This window comes from Flavobacterium sp. PLA-1-15, from assembly GCF_049060005.1.
Taxonomy (GTDB): domain Bacteria; phylum Bacteroidota; class Bacteroidia; order Flavobacteriales; family Flavobacteriaceae; genus Flavobacterium.
Genome location: NZ_JBMGQS010000004.1, coordinates 67,877 through 85,887 on the forward strand (window position 1 = coordinate 67,877; position 18,011 = coordinate 85,887).

The 18,011-nt window shown below is 37.2% G+C and carries 18 protein-coding genes and 1 tRNA gene; 5 read left to right on the forward strand and 14 right to left on the reverse strand.

The genetic code is table 11. The features are described from left to right. Nucleotides 1-42 precede the first annotated feature (42 nt). The 5 genes from scpA to udk form a co-directional block, all read right to left on the reverse strand. Nucleotides 43-2,169: a methylmalonyl-CoA mutase gene (scpA, locus tag ACI6PS_RS04670; RefSeq protein WP_421011391.1), complete on the reverse strand. Its 2,127-nt coding sequence runs from the start codon at nt 2,167-2,169 to the stop codon at nt 43-45. A 297-nt stretch (nt 2,170-2,466) separates the two neighbouring features. Then, the gene (locus tag ACI6PS_RS04675; protein WP_421011392.1) at nt 2,467-2,697 is read right to left on the reverse strand and encodes a hypothetical protein; all 231 of its coding nucleotides are present in this window, start codon (nt 2,695-2,697) and stop codon (nt 2,467-2,469) included. Nucleotides 2,698-2,724: 27 nt separating this feature from the next. Further along, nucleotides 2,725-4,095, reverse strand: coding sequence for a methylmalonyl-CoA mutase subunit beta (locus tag ACI6PS_RS04680; RefSeq protein WP_421011393.1), 1,371 nt, complete (start codon nt 4,093-4,095; stop codon nt 2,725-2,727). A gap of 27 nt (nt 4,096-4,122) precedes the next feature. Next, on the reverse strand, nt 4,123-4,452 hold the full coding sequence (locus ACI6PS_RS04685; protein WP_421011394.1) for an FtsB family cell division protein: 330 nt from the start codon (nt 4,450-4,452) through the stop codon (nt 4,123-4,125). A gap of 21 nt (nt 4,453-4,473) precedes the next feature. Next, entirely contained in the window at nt 4,474-5,082 is a 609-nt protein-coding gene (gene udk / locus ACI6PS_RS04690) for a uridine kinase (RefSeq protein ID WP_421011395.1), read from the reverse strand. Between the two features lie 189 nt (nt 5,083-5,271). Here udk and ACI6PS_RS04695 point away from each other — a divergent pair, with 189 nt between their 5' ends. Then, nucleotides 5,272-7,239: an endonuclease gene (locus ACI6PS_RS04695; protein ID WP_421011396.1), complete on the forward strand. Its 1,968-nt coding sequence runs from the start codon at nt 5,272-5,274 to the stop codon at nt 7,237-7,239. 3 nt (nt 7,240-7,242) lie between these two features. Here the strand turns inward: ACI6PS_RS04695 and ACI6PS_RS04700 are convergent, their stop codons facing one another. Then, nucleotides 7,243-8,208, reverse strand: coding sequence for a bile acid:sodium symporter family protein (locus tag ACI6PS_RS04700; protein ID WP_421011397.1), 966 nt, complete (start codon nt 8,206-8,208; stop codon nt 7,243-7,245). A 177-nt stretch (nt 8,209-8,385) separates the two neighbouring features. After that, nucleotides 8,386-8,460 (reverse strand) — tRNA-Pro (locus tag ACI6PS_RS04705). A 160-nt stretch (nt 8,461-8,620) separates the two neighbouring features. Between ACI6PS_RS04705 and trxB the strand changes: the two genes are divergently transcribed. Continuing rightward, nucleotides 8,621-9,568 carry a thioredoxin-disulfide reductase gene (gene trxB / locus ACI6PS_RS04710; protein ID WP_421011398.1) on the forward strand — a complete coding sequence of 316 codons (948 nt, stop codon included), beginning with the start codon at nt 8,621-8,623 and terminating at the stop codon, nt 9,566-9,568. A gap of 50 nt (nt 9,569-9,618) precedes the next feature. Here trxB and ACI6PS_RS04715 read toward each other — a convergent pair whose 3' ends face one another. The 6 genes from ACI6PS_RS04715 to ACI6PS_RS04740 all read right to left on the reverse strand — a co-directional run bounded on the left by ACI6PS_RS04715 (nt 9,619) and on the right by ACI6PS_RS04740 (nt 14,752). Then, complete coding sequence (locus ACI6PS_RS04715; RefSeq protein ID WP_421011399.1) at nt 9,619-10,455, reverse strand: GIN domain-containing protein; 837 nt, start codon at nt 10,453-10,455, stop codon at nt 9,619-9,621. Between the two features lie 67 nt (nt 10,456-10,522). Beyond that, nucleotides 10,523-11,257, reverse strand: coding sequence for a head GIN domain-containing protein (locus ACI6PS_RS04720; protein ID WP_421011400.1), 735 nt, complete (start codon nt 11,255-11,257; stop codon nt 10,523-10,525). Between the two features lie 2 nt (nt 11,258-11,259). Next, entirely contained in the window at nt 11,260-13,002 is a 1,743-nt protein-coding gene (locus ACI6PS_RS04725) for a PspC domain-containing protein (protein WP_421011401.1), read from the reverse strand. A 2-nt stretch (nt 13,003-13,004) separates the two neighbouring features. Next, nucleotides 13,005-13,337 (reverse strand): PadR family transcriptional regulator, encoded by a 333-nt coding sequence (locus tag ACI6PS_RS04730; RefSeq protein WP_421011402.1) that lies wholly within the window; start codon nt 13,335-13,337, stop codon nt 13,005-13,007. 50 nt (nt 13,338-13,387) lie between these two features. Continuing rightward, entirely contained in the window at nt 13,388-14,143 is a 756-nt protein-coding gene (locus tag ACI6PS_RS04735; protein WP_421011403.1) for a GIN domain-containing protein, read from the reverse strand. A 126-nt stretch (nt 14,144-14,269) separates the two neighbouring features. Next, nucleotides 14,270-14,752: a DUF4870 domain-containing protein gene (locus ACI6PS_RS04740; RefSeq protein WP_421011478.1), complete on the reverse strand. Its 483-nt coding sequence runs from the start codon at nt 14,750-14,752 to the stop codon at nt 14,270-14,272. A gap of 109 nt (nt 14,753-14,861) precedes the next feature. Here ACI6PS_RS04740 and ACI6PS_RS04745 point away from each other — a divergent pair, with 109 nt between their 5' ends. Together ACI6PS_RS04745 and ACI6PS_RS04750 are read left to right on the forward strand one after the other, a co-directional pair. Then, nucleotides 14,862-15,314, forward strand: coding sequence for a DUF4442 domain-containing protein (locus ACI6PS_RS04745; protein WP_421011404.1), 453 nt, complete (start codon nt 14,862-14,864; stop codon nt 15,312-15,314). Nucleotides 15,315-15,467: 153 nt separating this feature from the next. Further along, a complete protein-coding gene (locus ACI6PS_RS04750; RefSeq protein ID WP_421011405.1) occupies nt 15,468-16,379 on the forward strand; it encodes a TIGR01777 family oxidoreductase in 912 nt (303 codons plus the stop codon). A gap of 50 nt (nt 16,380-16,429) precedes the next feature. Here ACI6PS_RS04750 and ACI6PS_RS04755 read toward each other — a convergent pair whose 3' ends face one another. Beyond that, a complete protein-coding gene (locus ACI6PS_RS04755; RefSeq protein WP_421011406.1) occupies nt 16,430-17,086 on the reverse strand; it encodes a YceI family protein in 657 nt (218 codons plus the stop codon). Between the two features lie 285 nt (nt 17,087-17,371). On the opposite strand from ACI6PS_RS04755, the gene ACI6PS_RS04760 reads away from it, so the two are divergent. Further along, nucleotides 17,372-17,950, forward strand: coding sequence for a nucleotide exchange factor GrpE (locus ACI6PS_RS04760; protein WP_421011407.1), 579 nt, complete (start codon nt 17,372-17,374; stop codon nt 17,948-17,950). Nucleotides 17,951-18,011 lie beyond the last annotated feature (61 nt).

An 18,011-nucleotide genomic window follows, 5' to 3' on the forward strand; every position in this document is an offset into this window, starting at 1 on the left:
GGGATTTTTTCCAGCAGCCTTTTTGATTTTTATCGAGTAAACTTAATCCAAAAGAACATCCAAAATTGTAATTGCCGCTTCGCTGATTTTGGTTCCAGGCCCAAAAACAGCAACCGCTCCAGCATCAAACAAATACTGATAATCCTGTGCTGGGATAACACCTCCTACAATTACCATAATGTCTTCGCGTCCGTAATTTTTGAGTTCTTGAATTACTTGTGGGACCAGCGTTTTATGTCCGGCAGCAAGGGAAGAAACGCCTAAAATATGCACGTCGTTTTCGACGGCCTGCTTGGCGGCTTCTGCAGGTGTTTGAAATAGCGGACCTATGTCCACGTCGAAACCTACATCGGCATAACCGGTTGCGACAACCTTTGCACCACGATCATGGCCATCCTGCCCCATTTTTGCAATCATGATCCTTGGTCGGCGGCCTTCCTGTTTAGCGAATTCGTCGGCTTTTTGTTTGGCCAATTCAAAACTCTTGTCGTCTTTAATTTCTTTGCTGTACACGCCACTAAATGATTTAATTTGTGCTTTGTATCTTCCAAAAACAGCTTCCAATGCATCACTTATTTCACCCAAGGTGGCTCTTTCGCGTGCTGCATTTACTGCCAATTCCAATAAATTTCCTTCGCCAGTCTTGGCGGATTCGGTTAATTTATTTAAAAGTTCTTTTACCTTCTCTGTGTTTCTCGAAGCTTTAATTTTGTCCAATTGTTCCAATTGCTGTCTGCGGACCATCTGGTTGTCGACATCCAAGATATGCAATGGATCTTCCTTCTCCAAGCGGTATTTGTTAACACCCACGATAATGTCCTGCGTACTGTCGATTCTTGCTTGTTTTCTGGCTGCGGCTTCCTCGATTCTCATCTTCGGAATTCCTGCTTCGATAGCCTTGGTCATACCGCCCAATTCTTCCACTTCAAGAATCAGTTCCCATGCCTTATCTGCAATTTCAGCAGTCAGCTTCTCAACATAATAGCTTCCAGCCCAAGGATCAACTGTTTTGGTAATCTTGGTTTCTTCCTGTATGAAAATTTGTGTGTTTCGTGCAATCCTTGCAGAAAAATCGGTAGGCAAGGCAATTGCTTCATCCAAGGCATTGGTGTGAAGTGATTGTGTTCCTCCGAATGCGGCAGCCATTGCTTCGATAGCTGTCCGTGCTACATTATTGAAAGGATCCTGTTCTGTCAAGCTCCATCCGGAAGTTTGACAATGTGTTCTTAAAGCTAAAGATTTATCGTCTTTTGGGTTGAATTGCTTTACCAATTTTGCCCAAATCATTCTTCCTGCTCTCATTTTGGCAATCTCCATAAAATGGTTCATTCCTATAGCCCAAAAGAAGGATAAACGGGGAGCAAATTCATCTATTTTCATTCCGGCGGCCAAACCTGTTCGGATATATTCCAAACCATCGGCTAAAGTATAAGCCAATTCAATATCGGCAGTTGCTCCGGCTTCCTGCATGTGATAGCCTGAAATAGAAATTGAATTGAATTTGGGCATTTTCTTGCTGGTAAAATCAAAAATATCAGCAATGATTTTCATCGAAGGAGTAGGAGGATAGATGTAGGTATTACGCACCATAAATTCCTTCAAGATGTCATTTTGGATGGTTCCCGAAAGCAATTCGGGTTTTACGCCCTGTTCTTCGGCAGCGACAATGTAAAACGCCATGATAGGTAAAACCGCACCATTCATGGTCATTGAAACCGACATCTCATCCAAAGGAATCTGATCGAAAAGCACTTTCATATCTTCGACCGAATCGATTGCCACTCCAGCTTTTCCTACATCACCTACAACGCGCTCGTGATCAGAATCATAACCACGATGAGTTGGCAGATCGAATGCAATAGAAAGGCCTTTTTGTCCTGCAGCAAGATTTCTTCTGTAGAAAGCATTACTTTCCTCAGCCGTTGAAAATCCGGCATATTGGCGTACAGTCCAAGGACGACGAACGTACATCGTTGAATATGGACCGCGAAGATTGGGCGCAAAACCTGCTCCAAATTCTAAATGTTCCAAACCTTCAAGATTTTCTTTGGAATAGGTTTTCTTTACTTCAATCCCTTCTGCAGAAACGAAACTATCAGATGAAATATTTTCTGTCTGGCTTTTAGCTTCAGGATTTAATTTTATATGTTGGATGTTTTTTCTTTTCATTTTAAATAGAAAATCTATTTTGGATATTTTTTTGTGCTTCTGGAAGTATTAAAACAAGAAAGGATTTTGATCATTTTGGTTTTTTCGTCTATTGTGAAAAATAAAAGAAAAGGAAATTTTCGAAGAGGTATGGCTTTGAAATTTTTATATCTGGTTTGAAATTGCGGGTTGAATTTTAAAATAGTGTACGCATTTTCTAATTCGCTGTAAAATTTGTTCAATACCGAGAAACTTATTTTAGAATAATATTCTGCGATGCCTTCAATTTCGAACTGCGCTCTTGGCGAAACAATGATTCTATAATCCATGCTTTTTCTTAAGCCTCAACAATGATTCTTCGGCTGTCAAATAATCTTCGGTTGGTTCATTTGCTCGATAATCTAGAATTTCTTTCATTTCTTCGGTCAATTCAAAATCATCTTGTTTTGGCAAAATAATCACTTCTACTTCATCGGCATTAAAATCTTCTGGAAGTGTAATGTTTATTTGATGGTTCCTGACCTTTATAAATTGTCTGATTGCTTCCATAGTCTTCTTTCTTTCAAATATACTAAATTACTGCGGTTCTTTCTCCGTTTCCAAACGTTCCTGCTCCATTTTCTCGGCCAATCTTTTCTCTATAATTGGAGAAATAAGAGTTTTTCTTGACTTTATTTTTACAAAAGGAAAGAGTTCCAAATCATGGCTCATCCGATCGTTCTTGTTTGGATACTTATTGGTTCCTAAAAGGATTTCCTTTCCCGAATCAAACAATTCCTGCTCTTTTGCAGCACTTTCTTGGATCTTTCGTTGGATGGTTCCTTCCATTAATTGAGTAATAAAACCGCCATTCGCTTCGATATCTTTGAATAAATTCAGTGCTTTTTCAGTTAATTGCGTGGTAAGTTCTTCAATATAATAAGAGCCATCGGAAGGATTGCTCACCTTGTCAAAATAGCTTTCGTGTTTCAAAACAAGCAATTGGTTTCTAGAAATCCTGTCGCCAAACTCATTGTCTTTGTGGTATAATGTGTCGTAAGCCAAATTGGAAACGGCATCAGCTCCGCCTAAAATCGCACTCATGCACTCCGTTGTAGTACGGAGCATGTTGACATTGTAGTCGTATAAAGTTTTATTGCGTTTTGTTGGAATTGCAAGGATGTGGCATTCAAAATCATGGTCGTATTCCTTTGCTAAAAGGTTAAACAACAATCGGATGGAACGCAATTTTGCAATCTCAAAAAAGTAATTCGTCCCCACTGCAACCTGAATCGTTATGGGTTTTGAAATTGTCGCAACTCGGTTGAAATATTCATTTGCATGTGCCAAAATATAGGCAATTTGCTGTACTGCATTTGCGCCAGCATTTTGATACAAACCTCCATCAACACTTATCAAATGAATATTTTGGCAAGCAATGGAAAGTGTGTTTAAACTATCAAGATCACTTTCAAGGTTGGTGTGCCAATTTCCTTCTTTAGCCAATCTTCCAACAGGATCGATTTGAACAAAAATAGTTGCGTTTTTTTCTTTTGCAATAGTGTCAATCTTCTTTACGAAATCGATTGAAAGGAAAAGCAAATTGAAGTAAACCGTTGTATGCTCTAAAGGAAGTTTTGCCACCAATTTGGCCACATCAATCGTTTCGTCTTCAATCGTAAAACGAATGCTTTCAGCTCCACGATTTAACGTTTCCAATGCCCTATCTGCAGATTTTTCTAAATCAAACACAAATATATTCTGGCAGATTTTAAACTCAGGAGTATGATCCGAAGCTAGGAAACCCTTTTGCTCATCGATATGGTAGAATGGCTTTACTTTGATGCCTTCAGGACTTTCCCAAACCAAGGTTTCATTGTAATCAGCTCCTTTTAGGTCATATTGGATCTGCTGTTTCCATTGCTTGGAAGAAACGGGTTGAAATTCGCTGAATAAATCGTTTGACATTTGCTTTTAGTTTTTATTGGATACTAATTACTTTAAAGAATCGCCTTCGTATTCAATGATATAGATATCCTCGCTGTCCTTTTTCATATAGTATTTTTCGCGGGCGAATTTCTCTACCTGATGCGGATTTTTAAGGATCTTGATGTTTTTTTTGTCTTGCTTAATTTCTTCAAGATAATATTCCTTGTTGTCTTCGAGTTCATCAATTTCTTTGTCGAGCAAGCGATGATCAAGATAAGAATAATTATCTAAAAAGAGCATCCATACACTAAAGAAAACCAGTACAATAACATACTTGTTGCTCAAAAAACGAAGCAAGGGATGTTTGTCGGTAAGCTTTTTTATAGGATTCTTCATTTAATAAAAATAAGCAATTTATTATAGGATTCGCTGATTGATTACGGCACGAACCACATCAATGGCAACTGTATTGTATTTGTCGTTCGGAATAATAATATCTGCGAAAGCTTTTGTAGGTTCGATAAACTGTTCGTGCATAGGTTTCAAGGTGTTTTGATAACGGTTTAAAACTTCTTGCATGTCACGTCCTCTTTCGGCAATATCACGCTTCAATCTTCGGATTAATCGCTCGTCAGAATCAGCATGAACGTAGATTTTAATGTCAAACATATCGCGAAGTTCGGGATTGGCAAGGATAAGAATTCCTTCGATGATCATTACTTTTCTAGGATGTGTACTAACCGTATCTTCTGTTCTGTTGTGTGTTACAAAGGAATAAACAGGCTGGTCGATTGTATTTCCGGCTTTTAATTCCTTCAAATGTTTTACCAATAATTCGAAATCAATTGCTCTTGGATGATCAAAATTGATAAGGGCTCTTTCGTCAAAGGATAGGTTGTGATTTTCCCTATAATATGAGTCCTGAGAGATGATGCCCACTTCTGCCTGAGGCAATTCGTTCATAATTTGTTGTACAACGGTGGTTTTTCCACTTCCAGTTCCTCCGGCAATTCCGATAATCAGCATATATGTTTAGTTATGTTTTGACTTGGCAAAAATAGCAATTTAATTGGGAGTGGTTTTTGTTTTGAGGTGAAATGTTTTGGGCAACTTTTAAACAGTGGGTTCTATTTTGATGTTAAGTAATTGTGTTCATTTTCAGTAGTATAATAGCCGATGGCTTAAAATTCTTATTTTTGTGTAAAATTCCCCCTTATGAAAAAATACTACTTTTCTATTGTATTGATGTTGTTTTGTATGTTTTCCAATGCTCAAATTGTCATAAACGAAATTGATTCGGATACTCCAAGTATCGACGATAAAGAGTTTGTGGAACTGAAATCGGAAGTGCCCAATTTTTCGCTTGACGGATATATTATGGTTTGTTTCAACGGAAACGCAACTTCAAGTACAGGAAACAGAAGCTATTTCACACTTGATTTGAACGGATTGACTACAGATGTAAACGGTTTGATTCTAATAGGAAATAAGTTGGTTTCTCCGGTTCCAGAAAAGGTTTTTGCAGACAATGTACTTCAAAATGGAGCCGATGCCATTGCAATTTATTTTACAGGAGTTGAAAATTTTCCTGATGGGACTTTGGCCACAACAACTAACCTGATTGATGCCGTAGCGTATGATACGAGTGATCCCGATGCGACCGAATTGATGACGCTATTGGGAATTACGGTTCAATATAACGAAGACGAAAATGGGCAAGGGGCAACACAATCCATTCAAAGAAAAGCAGACGGTACTTTTGAAGCCAAAGCACCAACTCCAGGTGTTCATAACGACGGAAGTGGTTTTATTTTTAACGGAATAACAATCAGTGTTCCGGCATTTCAATACAATGAAGGAGATAACTTTGATATTACGTTTACTACTCAAACAGCCGTAACAAGTGATTTGACTTTCAATTTTACCTTGAGCAACGGCACTTTCAATACTTCAGATTTTACAGGCAATACAACCGTTTTTATTCCAACAGGATCGACAACTTTTACCACAAATATTCAAATTATTGATAATGAAATTGATGAAGGCGATGAAATTGCAAGGATAAAATTTGGGACTTTGCCTGCCGGATTCAATCGTTTGAATGATAATATCGAAATTGAGATAATAGACGATGATTACCAAGTTGCACCATGGGGGACGCCATTGAATCCTACTTATGGAATCGTAGAAAGTACCGCGCCAGCAGGTTATTATGATAGTTTGGAAGGAAAATCGGGAGCTATCCTCAAGCAGGCCATCCAAGATATAATTGCAAATCCAGAAGTAGTCCGCGCTCATAATTATGGAGATGTGAATACGATTTTGAGGATTGCCGATCAAAATCCATTGAACAGCAACGAAATTTGGATGATGTATAAGGAACAACCACGCTCTAAATTATTGATTCAAACCACCGGAAGCGGAACAGGCAGATGGAACCGCGAACATATTTATCCACAATCGAGAGGAAATTTTGCTAATGCCACTTCTGAAATACCTGATGGAATGGATATTTGGGAAGCAACAAATGCTGATATGTATTTGCACGGACATTCGGACGCGCATCATATCCGTGCTGAGGATGGACAAGAAAACAGTTCACGGAACAATAAGGATTTTGGTTTGACGGATTACAATGGCTTCGCAGGTAATCAGGGAAGTTGGAAAGGCGATGTTGCAAGGGCGGTTTTTTATATGGCAATCCGTTACAATGCCTTGGATGTTGTGAACGGAAATCCGCCTGATACAACAGTTGGACAATTGGGCGATTTGGCAACCTTGATGACTTGGAATACGGCAGATCCTTCTGATGATTTTGAGATGAACCGCAATAATTACATCTATACATGGCAATTCAACCGAAATCCGTTTATTGATTATCCCAATCTTGCCGATTATATCTGGGGCGCAAACGCAGGACAGACCTGGTTTTCGAATTTATCGGTTGATGAAAGTATTGATTTAAAAGTGGTTCTTTATCCAAATCCTGCAAAGAATTTTATAACCGTTTCCGGAATTGAAAACGAAGCAACGATTGAAATCCATACTGTTTCTGGGCAAAGGCTATTGAACAATAATTTTAAGGGTACCGCAACTTTTTCAATTGATTTTGCAAAAGGAATTTATCTTGCAAAGATAACTTCTGAAGGAAAGACTGCGGTAAAGAAGATTGTTGTCAATTAATAATTACGGTGTTCGTTTTGCCAATTTTGATGCAATAATGCTCACAATAAATATTTGTGAAGCGTGAAAAAGCATTAGCGGAAGCAATATTATTCCCGTAGGCATTGAGGCCGGAAAAAGTATTTTTGAAAAAACCGTTCCGTGAACCAATGATTTCTTTGTACCACAAAATTGTGCCGTAATCTGATCTTCAAGACTGAATTTTAGTTTCTTGGATAAGATTCCTGTCAAATAGTAAATGGCATAGAAAAGGGCGGTCGTTGTGATGCCTATAAAAAGCAAATCCAGAATATCCACAGAAGTGAATACATTTTCTTCGAACGATTCGGCAAAACTTTTGTAGATGATCAATAGGATGATCGACTTGTCGAAAGTGGAAAGCTCTTTGGTATAGCGTTGCGCATATTTTGATCCGTATTTTTGCAAGGCAATCCCGATTACTACAGGAGCAAGAATTTCAGTAAGCAATTTCAGATAGATGCTTCCCAATTCAAATTCAGAAGAGGTATTATTCAGAAAGAATCCCATCCATAACGGTGTAATTCCAATCCCAATCAATCCAGAAATACTGGCGTTGAATATGGCGGCCGGAACATTTCCTTTTGCCATCGAAACCATCACTACCGATGAAGAAACCGTTGATGGCAGTGCGGCAAGGAATAAAAAGGAAAGCCAAATGAATTCGCCATTTTCAGATTGTATGAAAGGTCGGAAAAGTAATATCGTTAACGGAAAAATGATGAAGGTTGTAGATTGTACCAAGGCGTGAAGCTTCCAATTTTTTAAGCCCAACTTGATTTTTTCCGGACTCAATTTTAATCCATAAAAGAAAAAAATCAATGAAATTCCGATGCTTCCAATTAAATCAAGAGGAATCGGACTGTCCTTGCTTCCCCATGCAGGAAAAAGGTATGCGATAAGGATTGTAGCAATTATGGCGAGAACAAAAGTATCTATTTTCAGTTTCATTGTGTATGGATTTAGGGTTGGATACAAATGAAAAAGCCGAACATTGCTGTTCGGCTTTTGTCGGGGTGGCAGGATTCGAACCTGCGGCCTTCCCGTTTCACGGGACGCAAAAACCTTTCGCGCTTAATTTATAAAAAATTGCAAATGAAAAAGCCGAACATTGCTGTTCGGCTTTTGTCGGGGTGGCAGGATTCGAACCTGCGGCCTCCTGCTCCCAAAGCAGGCGCGATAACCGGGCTACGCTACACCCCGAAAGCGGATGCAAATATAGAACTTAAATTAGTTTTACCAAATCAAAAGCAGAATAAAATTAAGCTATTTGAGAATTATTAAAACTAATCAACAAATGGGAATTATTTTTCATTAAAAACATACATTTGCAATCGTAAAGAACAAAAACAATACTATTATTATGTCAGATACAATTGAAAAAATAAAATGCCTTATCATAGGTTCGGGTCCTGCAGGTTATACTGCGGCGATTTATGCGGCCAGAGCCAATATGAATCCTGTTTTGTACCAAGGAACGCAACCGGGCGGACAATTAACCACTACAAATGAAGTTGAAAATTTCCCAGGCTATGTTGACGGTGTTACGGGACCAGAAATGATGATCCAATTGCAAGAACAGTCAAAACGTTTCGGAACAGATGTCCGTGACGGATGGGTTACCAAAGTAGATTTTTCTGGTCCAATCCATAAGGTTTGGGTAAACGAAACCAAAGAAATCCATTGCGAAACGGTAATTATTTCTACCGGAGCTTCGGCTAAATACTTAGGATTGCCTTCAGAACAGCATTATTTGCAAATGGGCGGAGGTGTTTCGGCTTGTGCGGTTTGCGACGGATTTTTCTACAGAAATCAAGAAGTTGTAATCGTTGGAGCGGGAGATTCTGCTTGCGAAGAAGCACATTATCTTTCTAAGCTCTGCAAGAAAGTGACGATGTTGGTGAGAAGTGAAAACTTCAGGGCTTCAAAAATTATGGCTGAAAGAGTTAGAAAAACAGAAAACATCGAGATACTTTTAAACACTGAAACAGTTGAAGTTATTGGCGATGGACAAGTTGTAACTTCTGTGAAAGTGTTGGATAAGACAACAAAAGAAGAAAAAACAATTCCAGCAACAGGTTTCTTCGTAGCAATTGGACACAAGCCAAACACGGATATCTTTAAAGAATATATCGATTTGGATGAAACAGGCTATATCAAGAATATTCCGGGAACTTCTAAAACAAATGTAGCCGGAGTTTTTGTAGGTGGAGATGCTGCCGATCATGTTTATCGTCAGGCAATTACTGCAGCGGGAACAGGATGTATGGCTGCACTGGATGCCGAAAGATATTTGGCTTCTTTGGAGTAATTCAAGAAGAATAATCAAAAAAAAATCCCAACCGTCAAGTTGGGATTTTTTTATTTTTGTTTCTTTTTGTAAAGCGTCGAGTTGTCTGCAAATCGTTTCATTTCTATTTTCGGCTCTCCGTAAAGATAGACTTCCGAACTTCCAGAAACGTCCAAACTTAAAGAAGTTTCCACCATGAGTGTTGCACTTGAATAGCCTTCTGCAAATAGCTCACAGTTTTTCGAGTTAAGATTGTTTCCTGCAAAATTGATATTATTGTCAAAGCGAAGTTTCAAGTCGATAACATCTCCCTCAATTGTGGCTTTTGCTTTTTGATACAAGTCTAATTTCATTTCTGTTGATGAAATCAAGGCTTTTATATAGGCATTTTTACTTAATTGAATATTTGTAGATTCTGATTTGGAATTCAATTGAATTTCAGATTTATCATTACCAACAACAGTTAAAGCCTTTGCATTCACGTATAGAAATAATTTCGAATTTTCGATACTTTTAAAAGTAATGTCTTCTAGTTTAATTTCTTCAATACCTTGAACAATGGCTTTCCCTTTGGCTTCAACCGATTTCAATTCATCGGTATAAATTACTCGGATTGTGAATTTTTTGAAACCAGAAACTTCTTTTGCTGACGAAATGATCAAAGTTCCCCCGTTGTGTTTAAAGTCTACTGCGTCGTGAAGGTTGTCATCTGCTTCAAGCTCTACACTATTTTTATCTCCTTTGATTAGAAAAATTTCTAGATCGTCAAGAACTTCAATTGCTGAAAAGCTTTCCACTTCTTTCTTTTCGATTATGACAATTTTAGAACCTTTTACTTTTTCTTTTTTCTGGCTAAAAGCCAAAGTAGAAATCAAAACGGCGATGATTAGAAAAGTAATTTTTTTCATGCTTTGTATAGTATTTGGCTACAAATATAAAAAAAAACACCAGCCAAGGCCGATGTTTTATATTTAATTATTCTTTGGAAACACTGCCTCCAGAACTTTCTTCCTTGGTTAGTGTTTTCGGTACATTTTTATATCCAACAGAACTACCGCTAGAGGCTTTTCCGTCAAGGCTTAAAATTGGATGAACGGTTGTACTGCTTCCACTTGTTGATTGTGAGATAACGTCATTTGCCAATAAATCTGATGCATCCAAACTGCTACCGCTAGAAGAAGAAGACTCAAGTTTTAGTGCTTTTCCTGAAACTTCGGCAGTACTGCCGCTGGTGGTTTCAACTGTGATGTGGTCTGCTTCAACTTCTACATCAATTTCACTCCCACTACTGGCTTTAACAGCAATATTTTCAGTTACTAATTTATTTAGGCTTTTTAGAGTTGAACCACTGGTTGTAGTAAGTCCAGAAATGATAGGCATTTTTACAGTGACTGTTGGCGTATGATCAGTATTAAAACTATCAGTTGATTTTATGTATAAAACGCCATTTTCTACTTTTGCTACAATCAATTCTTGCAAATTGTCATCGGCTTCAACCACTACAGATTTACTATCAGATTGTTCTACATGAACTTCAACACCTGTGCTTACTTCGATAAATTTAAAATCTTCAGTAATGCTTCTGGTTTGTTCAACAATGTTTCCGCTGCCTTTTTTTCCTTCTCCCAGATTGATATGGCAAGAAGTCAGCAACAAGAAAGTTGCAAAAAGAAAAACGGTTTTGGTTAAAGAGGCAATGCTTTGTTTCATAATTATTGATTTTTAATGATTACACCATCTTTATCTACTGTCAAACCTTTTTTGGTTGAAGTTGTGGTTTCGGTTCTGATGATTTCTTTTCCGTTTACTTCAAGGATTACTTTTTTTATAGTATCTGTACTTGTCTCCAAGTTCTCATTTTCTACATCGCCTTGTTCGTTTTCATAAGCTGGACAAGTCAAGCATTTTACTCTTGAACTTTGAACATGATAAACATAATCAGCAGAACTATAGTGCAGATTAAAGAACATATCGTCAGAATTATCTCTGTCTCTGAAAGCTTCATCTGCTTTAAACTTTATGCCTTCTGGCAAATACAAGTTGATTTCCACTTCTTGGTTGCGGAATTTGTTTACGGCTTCGGTCAATAGATAATTATCCAAAATTAACTGATTTCCTTCTAATTTATAAACGTAATTGATTTTTTCTGCCGTTCTTTTTGCTGCAGACAATGATTCTCCATCGGCTTCTTTAATAATTTGAATGTAAGCCTGCTTGTCATCCGATTTTAAAATCCTAATGTGCACATCACTTGAAAAAATCATTTCTGTATCGGTAGAATCCTGAACTAATCTGTAATTGTCATAATCATAGATGTCGTTGGCAAAGCTCTCGTTGTATCTGAATTTTATCTGCAAGGTATCGTTCGGATTCAATTGCAGAAGCTCTTTCTTCACGCTTTTTCCTTCAAATGCAAATTGTGTAGCTTGCTTGATAGACAAAGATATAACCAAGGCGATAGAGATGATCCACAATGCTAAAAAGGTATAATTGAATACGTTCCCTAAAGATTTCATTTCTGGAAGCAATAGTTTGAAGCCTAGAACCATCAGGTAGAAGAATGGAATTCCAACAGAAAAAAGCATTAATAATCCAAATGTCCAAACAGGATAATCGGTGTAGTTTCCAGCTTCAATATAACCACTCCAAGGAAACTCAATGAAAGCAGTTGTGCCAAGTGTAAAGATTCCTACCAATAAAAAGAATAAAGTTGTAGCTCCTGACAGTATCAACATCACTCCTAGAATCTTAGCAAAAACTTTGAAAATGCTCATAAAAACATTCCCGATATTCGATACTACTTTATCGGCTCCGGTTTTTACCTGGTTTCCCATTTTGTCGTAGTTCACGTTCTTGAATTTCTCCGAAACGTTGTCAAATTCTTCCCGAACTTTTTTTTCGATGTTCGAAATGTTTACCGGCTCTCCTGTCATTTCTAGCTTTTCAGAAGTGGTAACGGCTTCCGGCATCACAATCCAAAGGATGATATAGGCTAAAAATCCAGTTCCATAAGCAAAAACTAAAATCAATAGTAATATTCTTAACCAAACTTTATCGATCCCGAAGTAGTGGCCTAAACCTGCCAAAACCCCACCAATCATTCCGCCATCTTTGTCACGGTATAATTTTTTTGTTGGTTTTGAAGCGTATTCGAAAGAAGTGTTTTTTTGTTGAAATTCCGCTTCTTCGTTGTCAATTCTATAGTCTTCCGGTTGTCCCATCACGGCAATAACCTCGTCCAATTCTCTCAAGTTAATGACTTGCTTGTCGCTTGTATGTTTTTCAGAAAAAAGCTCCGCGATACGCATTTCAATATCCTTGATAATTTCGTCCTGCCCATTAGAGTTAGATAATGAACGTTTTATTGCTTCAAAATAGCGTGTCAATTTTTGGTATGCATCTTCATCGATGTGAAAAAACATTCCTCCTAAGTTAATATTTACGGTTTTGTTCATGACTATGAGTTTTGGTTTGTTATGATGTTTACAGCGTCAGACAATTCGGTCCATGTGCCGTTTAATTCGTTTAAAAATGTTTGTCCGATTTCGGTTAATCCGTAATATTTTCTAGGCGGTCCCGAAGTTGATTCTTCCCAACGATAGTTGAGCAATCCGTCGTTTTTTAGTCTTGTAAGCAAAGGATATACTGTTCCCTCCACCACAAGCAGTTTTGCGTTTTTCAAGGTATCTAAAATTTCAGAAGTGTAGGCATCTTTTTCTTTTAACACAGATAAGATACAGAACTCTAAAACACCTTTACGCATCTGGGCTTTTGTGTTTTCTATGTTCATAGTGTGTTTTTGAATTTAATTAAAATTTTCATTTTGTGGATGTGATGTTGTTATTCCATTGCAATCAGCAATGGCCTTTTATATTTTTTTGTACTTGTTAGATAAGCTTCTTCTACAGTTACTTTCTTTGGTGAACCGAAATAGGTAACACTCGCATTATCAGTTGCATTTACATTGATAGTATTCTTGCTTGTAATCGAAACAATTGAGTTATCCGAATCTATTTCGGCATTTTCCGTCAAGAAATTCTTGGCATTGCAATACGCTTTTGAAGCCGATTTGATGTTTGCATTTTTAGCCTTTCCAGAAATATTCACTTTTGAATGATTCTTGAAATTTCCTTCGAAAGAAGCTGTTTCAATTCTTCCATTAAACGCTGAATTCGCATCCGTTGCTATATTTGTCAGTTGATTCGATTTGAAATACCCTTGAAAATAAGCTCCCGATTCCAATACGATTGAAATGTTTTCAGCGTGAATGGTGTTTTCAAATACAATTCTCGATTTTGAACTGGCTTTGAACGATTCAACATCTTTTGCTGATACATAAACCTTTACTTTTTTTGCTTTTCCTTTTGCAGATATCTTCAGCGTTTCTCCGTCAACTTCTGTAATAATATCCGTTAGGATTCCGTCATTCGCTTCCACTTTTATAGAAGCCTCTTCCTGTGTTTCCGTGTAACTTAGCTCAATTCCCGAAGCAACTTCAATTCTAGAAAAGTGATTGGTTTTTCTCATTTCAGAAACTTGGGCTTGGCATAACAATGTTGTGATAAACATTGTGGCAGTGATGATTAATTTTAACATGATAGTTCGTTTTTGATTGATGATTGCTTCGCCAGTTCGCTGAAGCTCGTGTGATGATTTTTTGATGATTGAAACTCAAGGGTGATTACTCCTTTTGCTGATTTAAGTTTTTTTATTTCATAGATTTTATTTTAGAAAATTGATGGTCAATGGATATTTAAAATTGTGTCCTTCGGATGTCTTTACCGCCGCATAGATGATAAGGAAGAATTCAAGGATTTTTAGTAAACCAAATAAGAGCACGATTACAATTCCTGTTACCAAATAGCCTGAAACTTCTGCAAAGTTGAAATCATTAAATACTAAGTCGTCATAACCAACAGAATAATGTGCTTGGCTGAAAACAGTTATTAAAAAAAGTGGTACGGCAATGGCAATCATGATTAGTGAATAGGTCAATAAACTCAAATGAAAGTTGATGGTGTGTTTTCCTTGCGCATCTACATATTCCGATTTATCTTTTGAGGAACTCCAAATGATGATTGGAAAAATAAAATTTCCAAACGGGATAAAGTACTGTGAAAGAGCACTTAAATGTAATAACGTTGCGGTGTTTTTGTTGCTATTTGTTTCCGTGATAAAAAGTATATAGTAATTTCTTATGCAAATATATGGCTAAAAGAAGCTACCTTGTTTCGCATAGTACTAATATTTAACACAAAATTAACAAATTGAATTTCCGAAAATAATTCCTATTTTTACTTAAAATCCAATGATTATGAACTTCACAGCCGGAAATCTCAATAAATTTTTATTTTTCAAATTACCATCTGCTTTTTGGAGTGGAGTGAGAGCGAAACAAATAGATGCCAACCAATGTACGGTTACAGTAAAACATCGGTGGTTCAATCAAAATCCATTTAACTCGATGTATTTTGCAGTTCAGGCAATGGGTGCGGAGCTTACAACTGGTGCTTTGGTGATGTATCACATAAAAAAAAGTGGAAGAAAAATTTCAATGCTGGTGGCGAATAACAAAGGTAATTTTACGAAAAAAGCAACTGGAAGAATAACTTTTATATGTAAGGATGGTCATCTGATAGAAGAAGCCATCCAAAGAACTATTGCCACAGGCGAAGGTCAAACGTTCTGGATGAAATCCATCGGAACAAACCAAGAAGGTGTTCAAGTTTCTGAAATGGATTTCGAGTGGAGCATTCGGGTGAAGTAACAAAAAGTTGTAGGTTGTACGTTATAAGTTGTCAAGAAAACATACAACATACAACCTAGAACCTACACCTTCATCACAAGTTAAACATACCCTAATTAACATTTATTTTCTTTCTCTTGGTTGTATTTTTGAAGTAACACAACTAAAAGCAAAATGAAAATATTAATCACGGGAGCGACAGGTTTGATAGGGAATGAGTTGGTTTCGCTTTTGTTGCAAAACGGCGAAACAGTCCATTATCTCACTACCAACAAGAAAAAAATCGAAAGCCAGTCCAACTACAAAGGCTTTTATTGGAACCCCCAGCAAGGCACCATCGATGAAAATTGTTTCATTGGTGTCGATGCCATTATCCATTTGGCTGGAGCCAATATCGGAAAGCGGTGGACTCCAAAATACAAGCAAGAAATTATCGAAAGCAGGATATTATCTTCCAACTTGCTTTTCAAATCCTTAAAAGATTTCCCACACGAAGTAAAACAAATCGTATCGGCTTCCGCAGTCGGAATTTATCCCGACGATTTAAAGAAATTATATTCAGAAAGCGAAAAAGAAATTGACAATTCATTCCTAGGAAACGTAGTTTTAAAATGGGAGGAAAGTGTCGATAAATTCAAACTTCTCAATATAAAAGTCTGCAAACTGCGAACCGGATTAGTGCTTTCCAGCAAAGGCGGAGCGTTAATGGAAATGCTAAAACCAATAAAATACGGAGCAGGAGCGCCATTCGGTTCAGGAAAACAAATGCAATCTTGGATTCACATTCACGATTTGGTCGAGATGTATTATTTTGCCGTGAAAAATTCTTGGCAAGGTGTTTTCAATGCAGTCGCTCCAAACCCGGTAACCAATAAACAACTTACGGAAGAAATCGCAACTGTAATCAAGCGACCAATCATTTTCCCAACCATTCCAAAATTCCTGATGCGTTTGGTTTTGGGCGAAATGTACATCATGCTTTTCACCAGCCAAAATGTAAGTTCTCAAAAAGCATCCGACAATGGCTTTGTCTTCAAATACAAATTCATCGATAAAGCACTGAATCACCTTTTGACTTTGGCATAAAAAAAACTCCGCGAACGGAGTTTTCTAAATATAGTAAGATGAATTAATAACTATTTTGTAGCTTTTACAGTAACTTTAAGCTCAATATCATCGTTAATGAATTTATCTTTCAAATCATCTTGCAATGATTTCGAAGCATAATTCACACCCCATTCCGTTCTGTTGATTGTGAAAACATCACTTGTAATACTCACACCGTTTGCATCGGCAACAACAGTAGCAGGGAATTTTACATTTTTAGTAATACCTTTAATAGTCAAGTTGCCTTCAATGTTTGTTTTACCGTCAGCCTCAGTCGCTTTTGTAATTTCAAAAGTACCTGTAGGGAATTTCGCAGTGTTAAAGAAGTGATCTTCACCCGCTTTATCTCCAGTTCCTTTCAAGTGCGCTTCCAAATCACCTTTACCATCAGCTTCCTTAAGATCAGTAACCACAATACTTGTCATGTCAATTGTGAATTTTCCGCTCTCGATAACATTACCTTTTGCAGTAACTTCACCTTCAGAAATCGCAATCGTTCCCGTGTGTTGTCCAGCCGGTTTTTTACCAGTCCAGTCAATAATAGAAGTTGCTTTGTCAACTTTAAAAACCGTAGAAGAATCGGTCGCAACCGCAACAGTTTCAGCATCAGTAGCCGAAGCTTCTTTTTTACAAGAAGTCAATGAAAGTGTGGCCAAAACCATTACACTTAAAATACTTTTTTTCATATAAAGATTGTTTTTTTAGTAACACAAACATATCAAAACAAGAGCAAAATCTTCTTAAAAAAATATTAAAAAATCATTGTCAATTAGTAGCGAATCAAAAGGCATTTTCGGAATCTACGTTCCCGCCTTCCACAAAGTTTTTGTTCTGAACCCCAGAACAAAAAGCTATTTGTTCCAGTCGGGGCTAGAGGGAATCTGTCTTTTATAAAATCAAGCCATAAAAAAAGCGTGACAATTTGACATTTTCAAACAAATGGCAATACTTTTGCAAGACAAGAATCCGAGATGAAATTTAAAAACATATTCAAAAATACAAAGAAAATGACTACTGAAAACACTGAAAAAGATCAGGAATTAGATGATGCTACATTAGAAACAAATGCAAACGGAGAGCAACTCATCATCGAGGAATTAAGTGTTGAAGAACAACTGACAAAAGATTTAGCATCAGAAAAAGACAAGTTCTTACGTCTTTTCGCTGAATTCGAAAACTATAAAAGACGTACTTCTAAAGAACGTATGGATTTATTCAAGACGGCAAACCAAGAAGTATTGCAAGCCATGTTGCCAGTCCTTGACGATTTTGACAGAGGTATGGCAGAAATCAACAAATCCGAAGACAAAGCACTTGTAAAAGGTGTAGAATTGATCCACGACAAACTGAAAAGCACTTTGGTTTCAAAAGGATTGGAAGAAGTAGAAGTTCGTTCAGGCGATGCCTTCAATGCCGATTTTGCAGAAGCTATCACACAAATTCCAGCACCTTCAGACAAGTTGAAAGGAAAGATTGTTGACGTAATCGAAAAAGGATACAAATTAGGAGACAAGATTATCCGTTTCCCAAAAGTGGTTATCGGACAATAATGATGTTTGTTTTAAGATTATGATTAGACAAAGTCTTAAATCTTAATACTTAAATCTTATA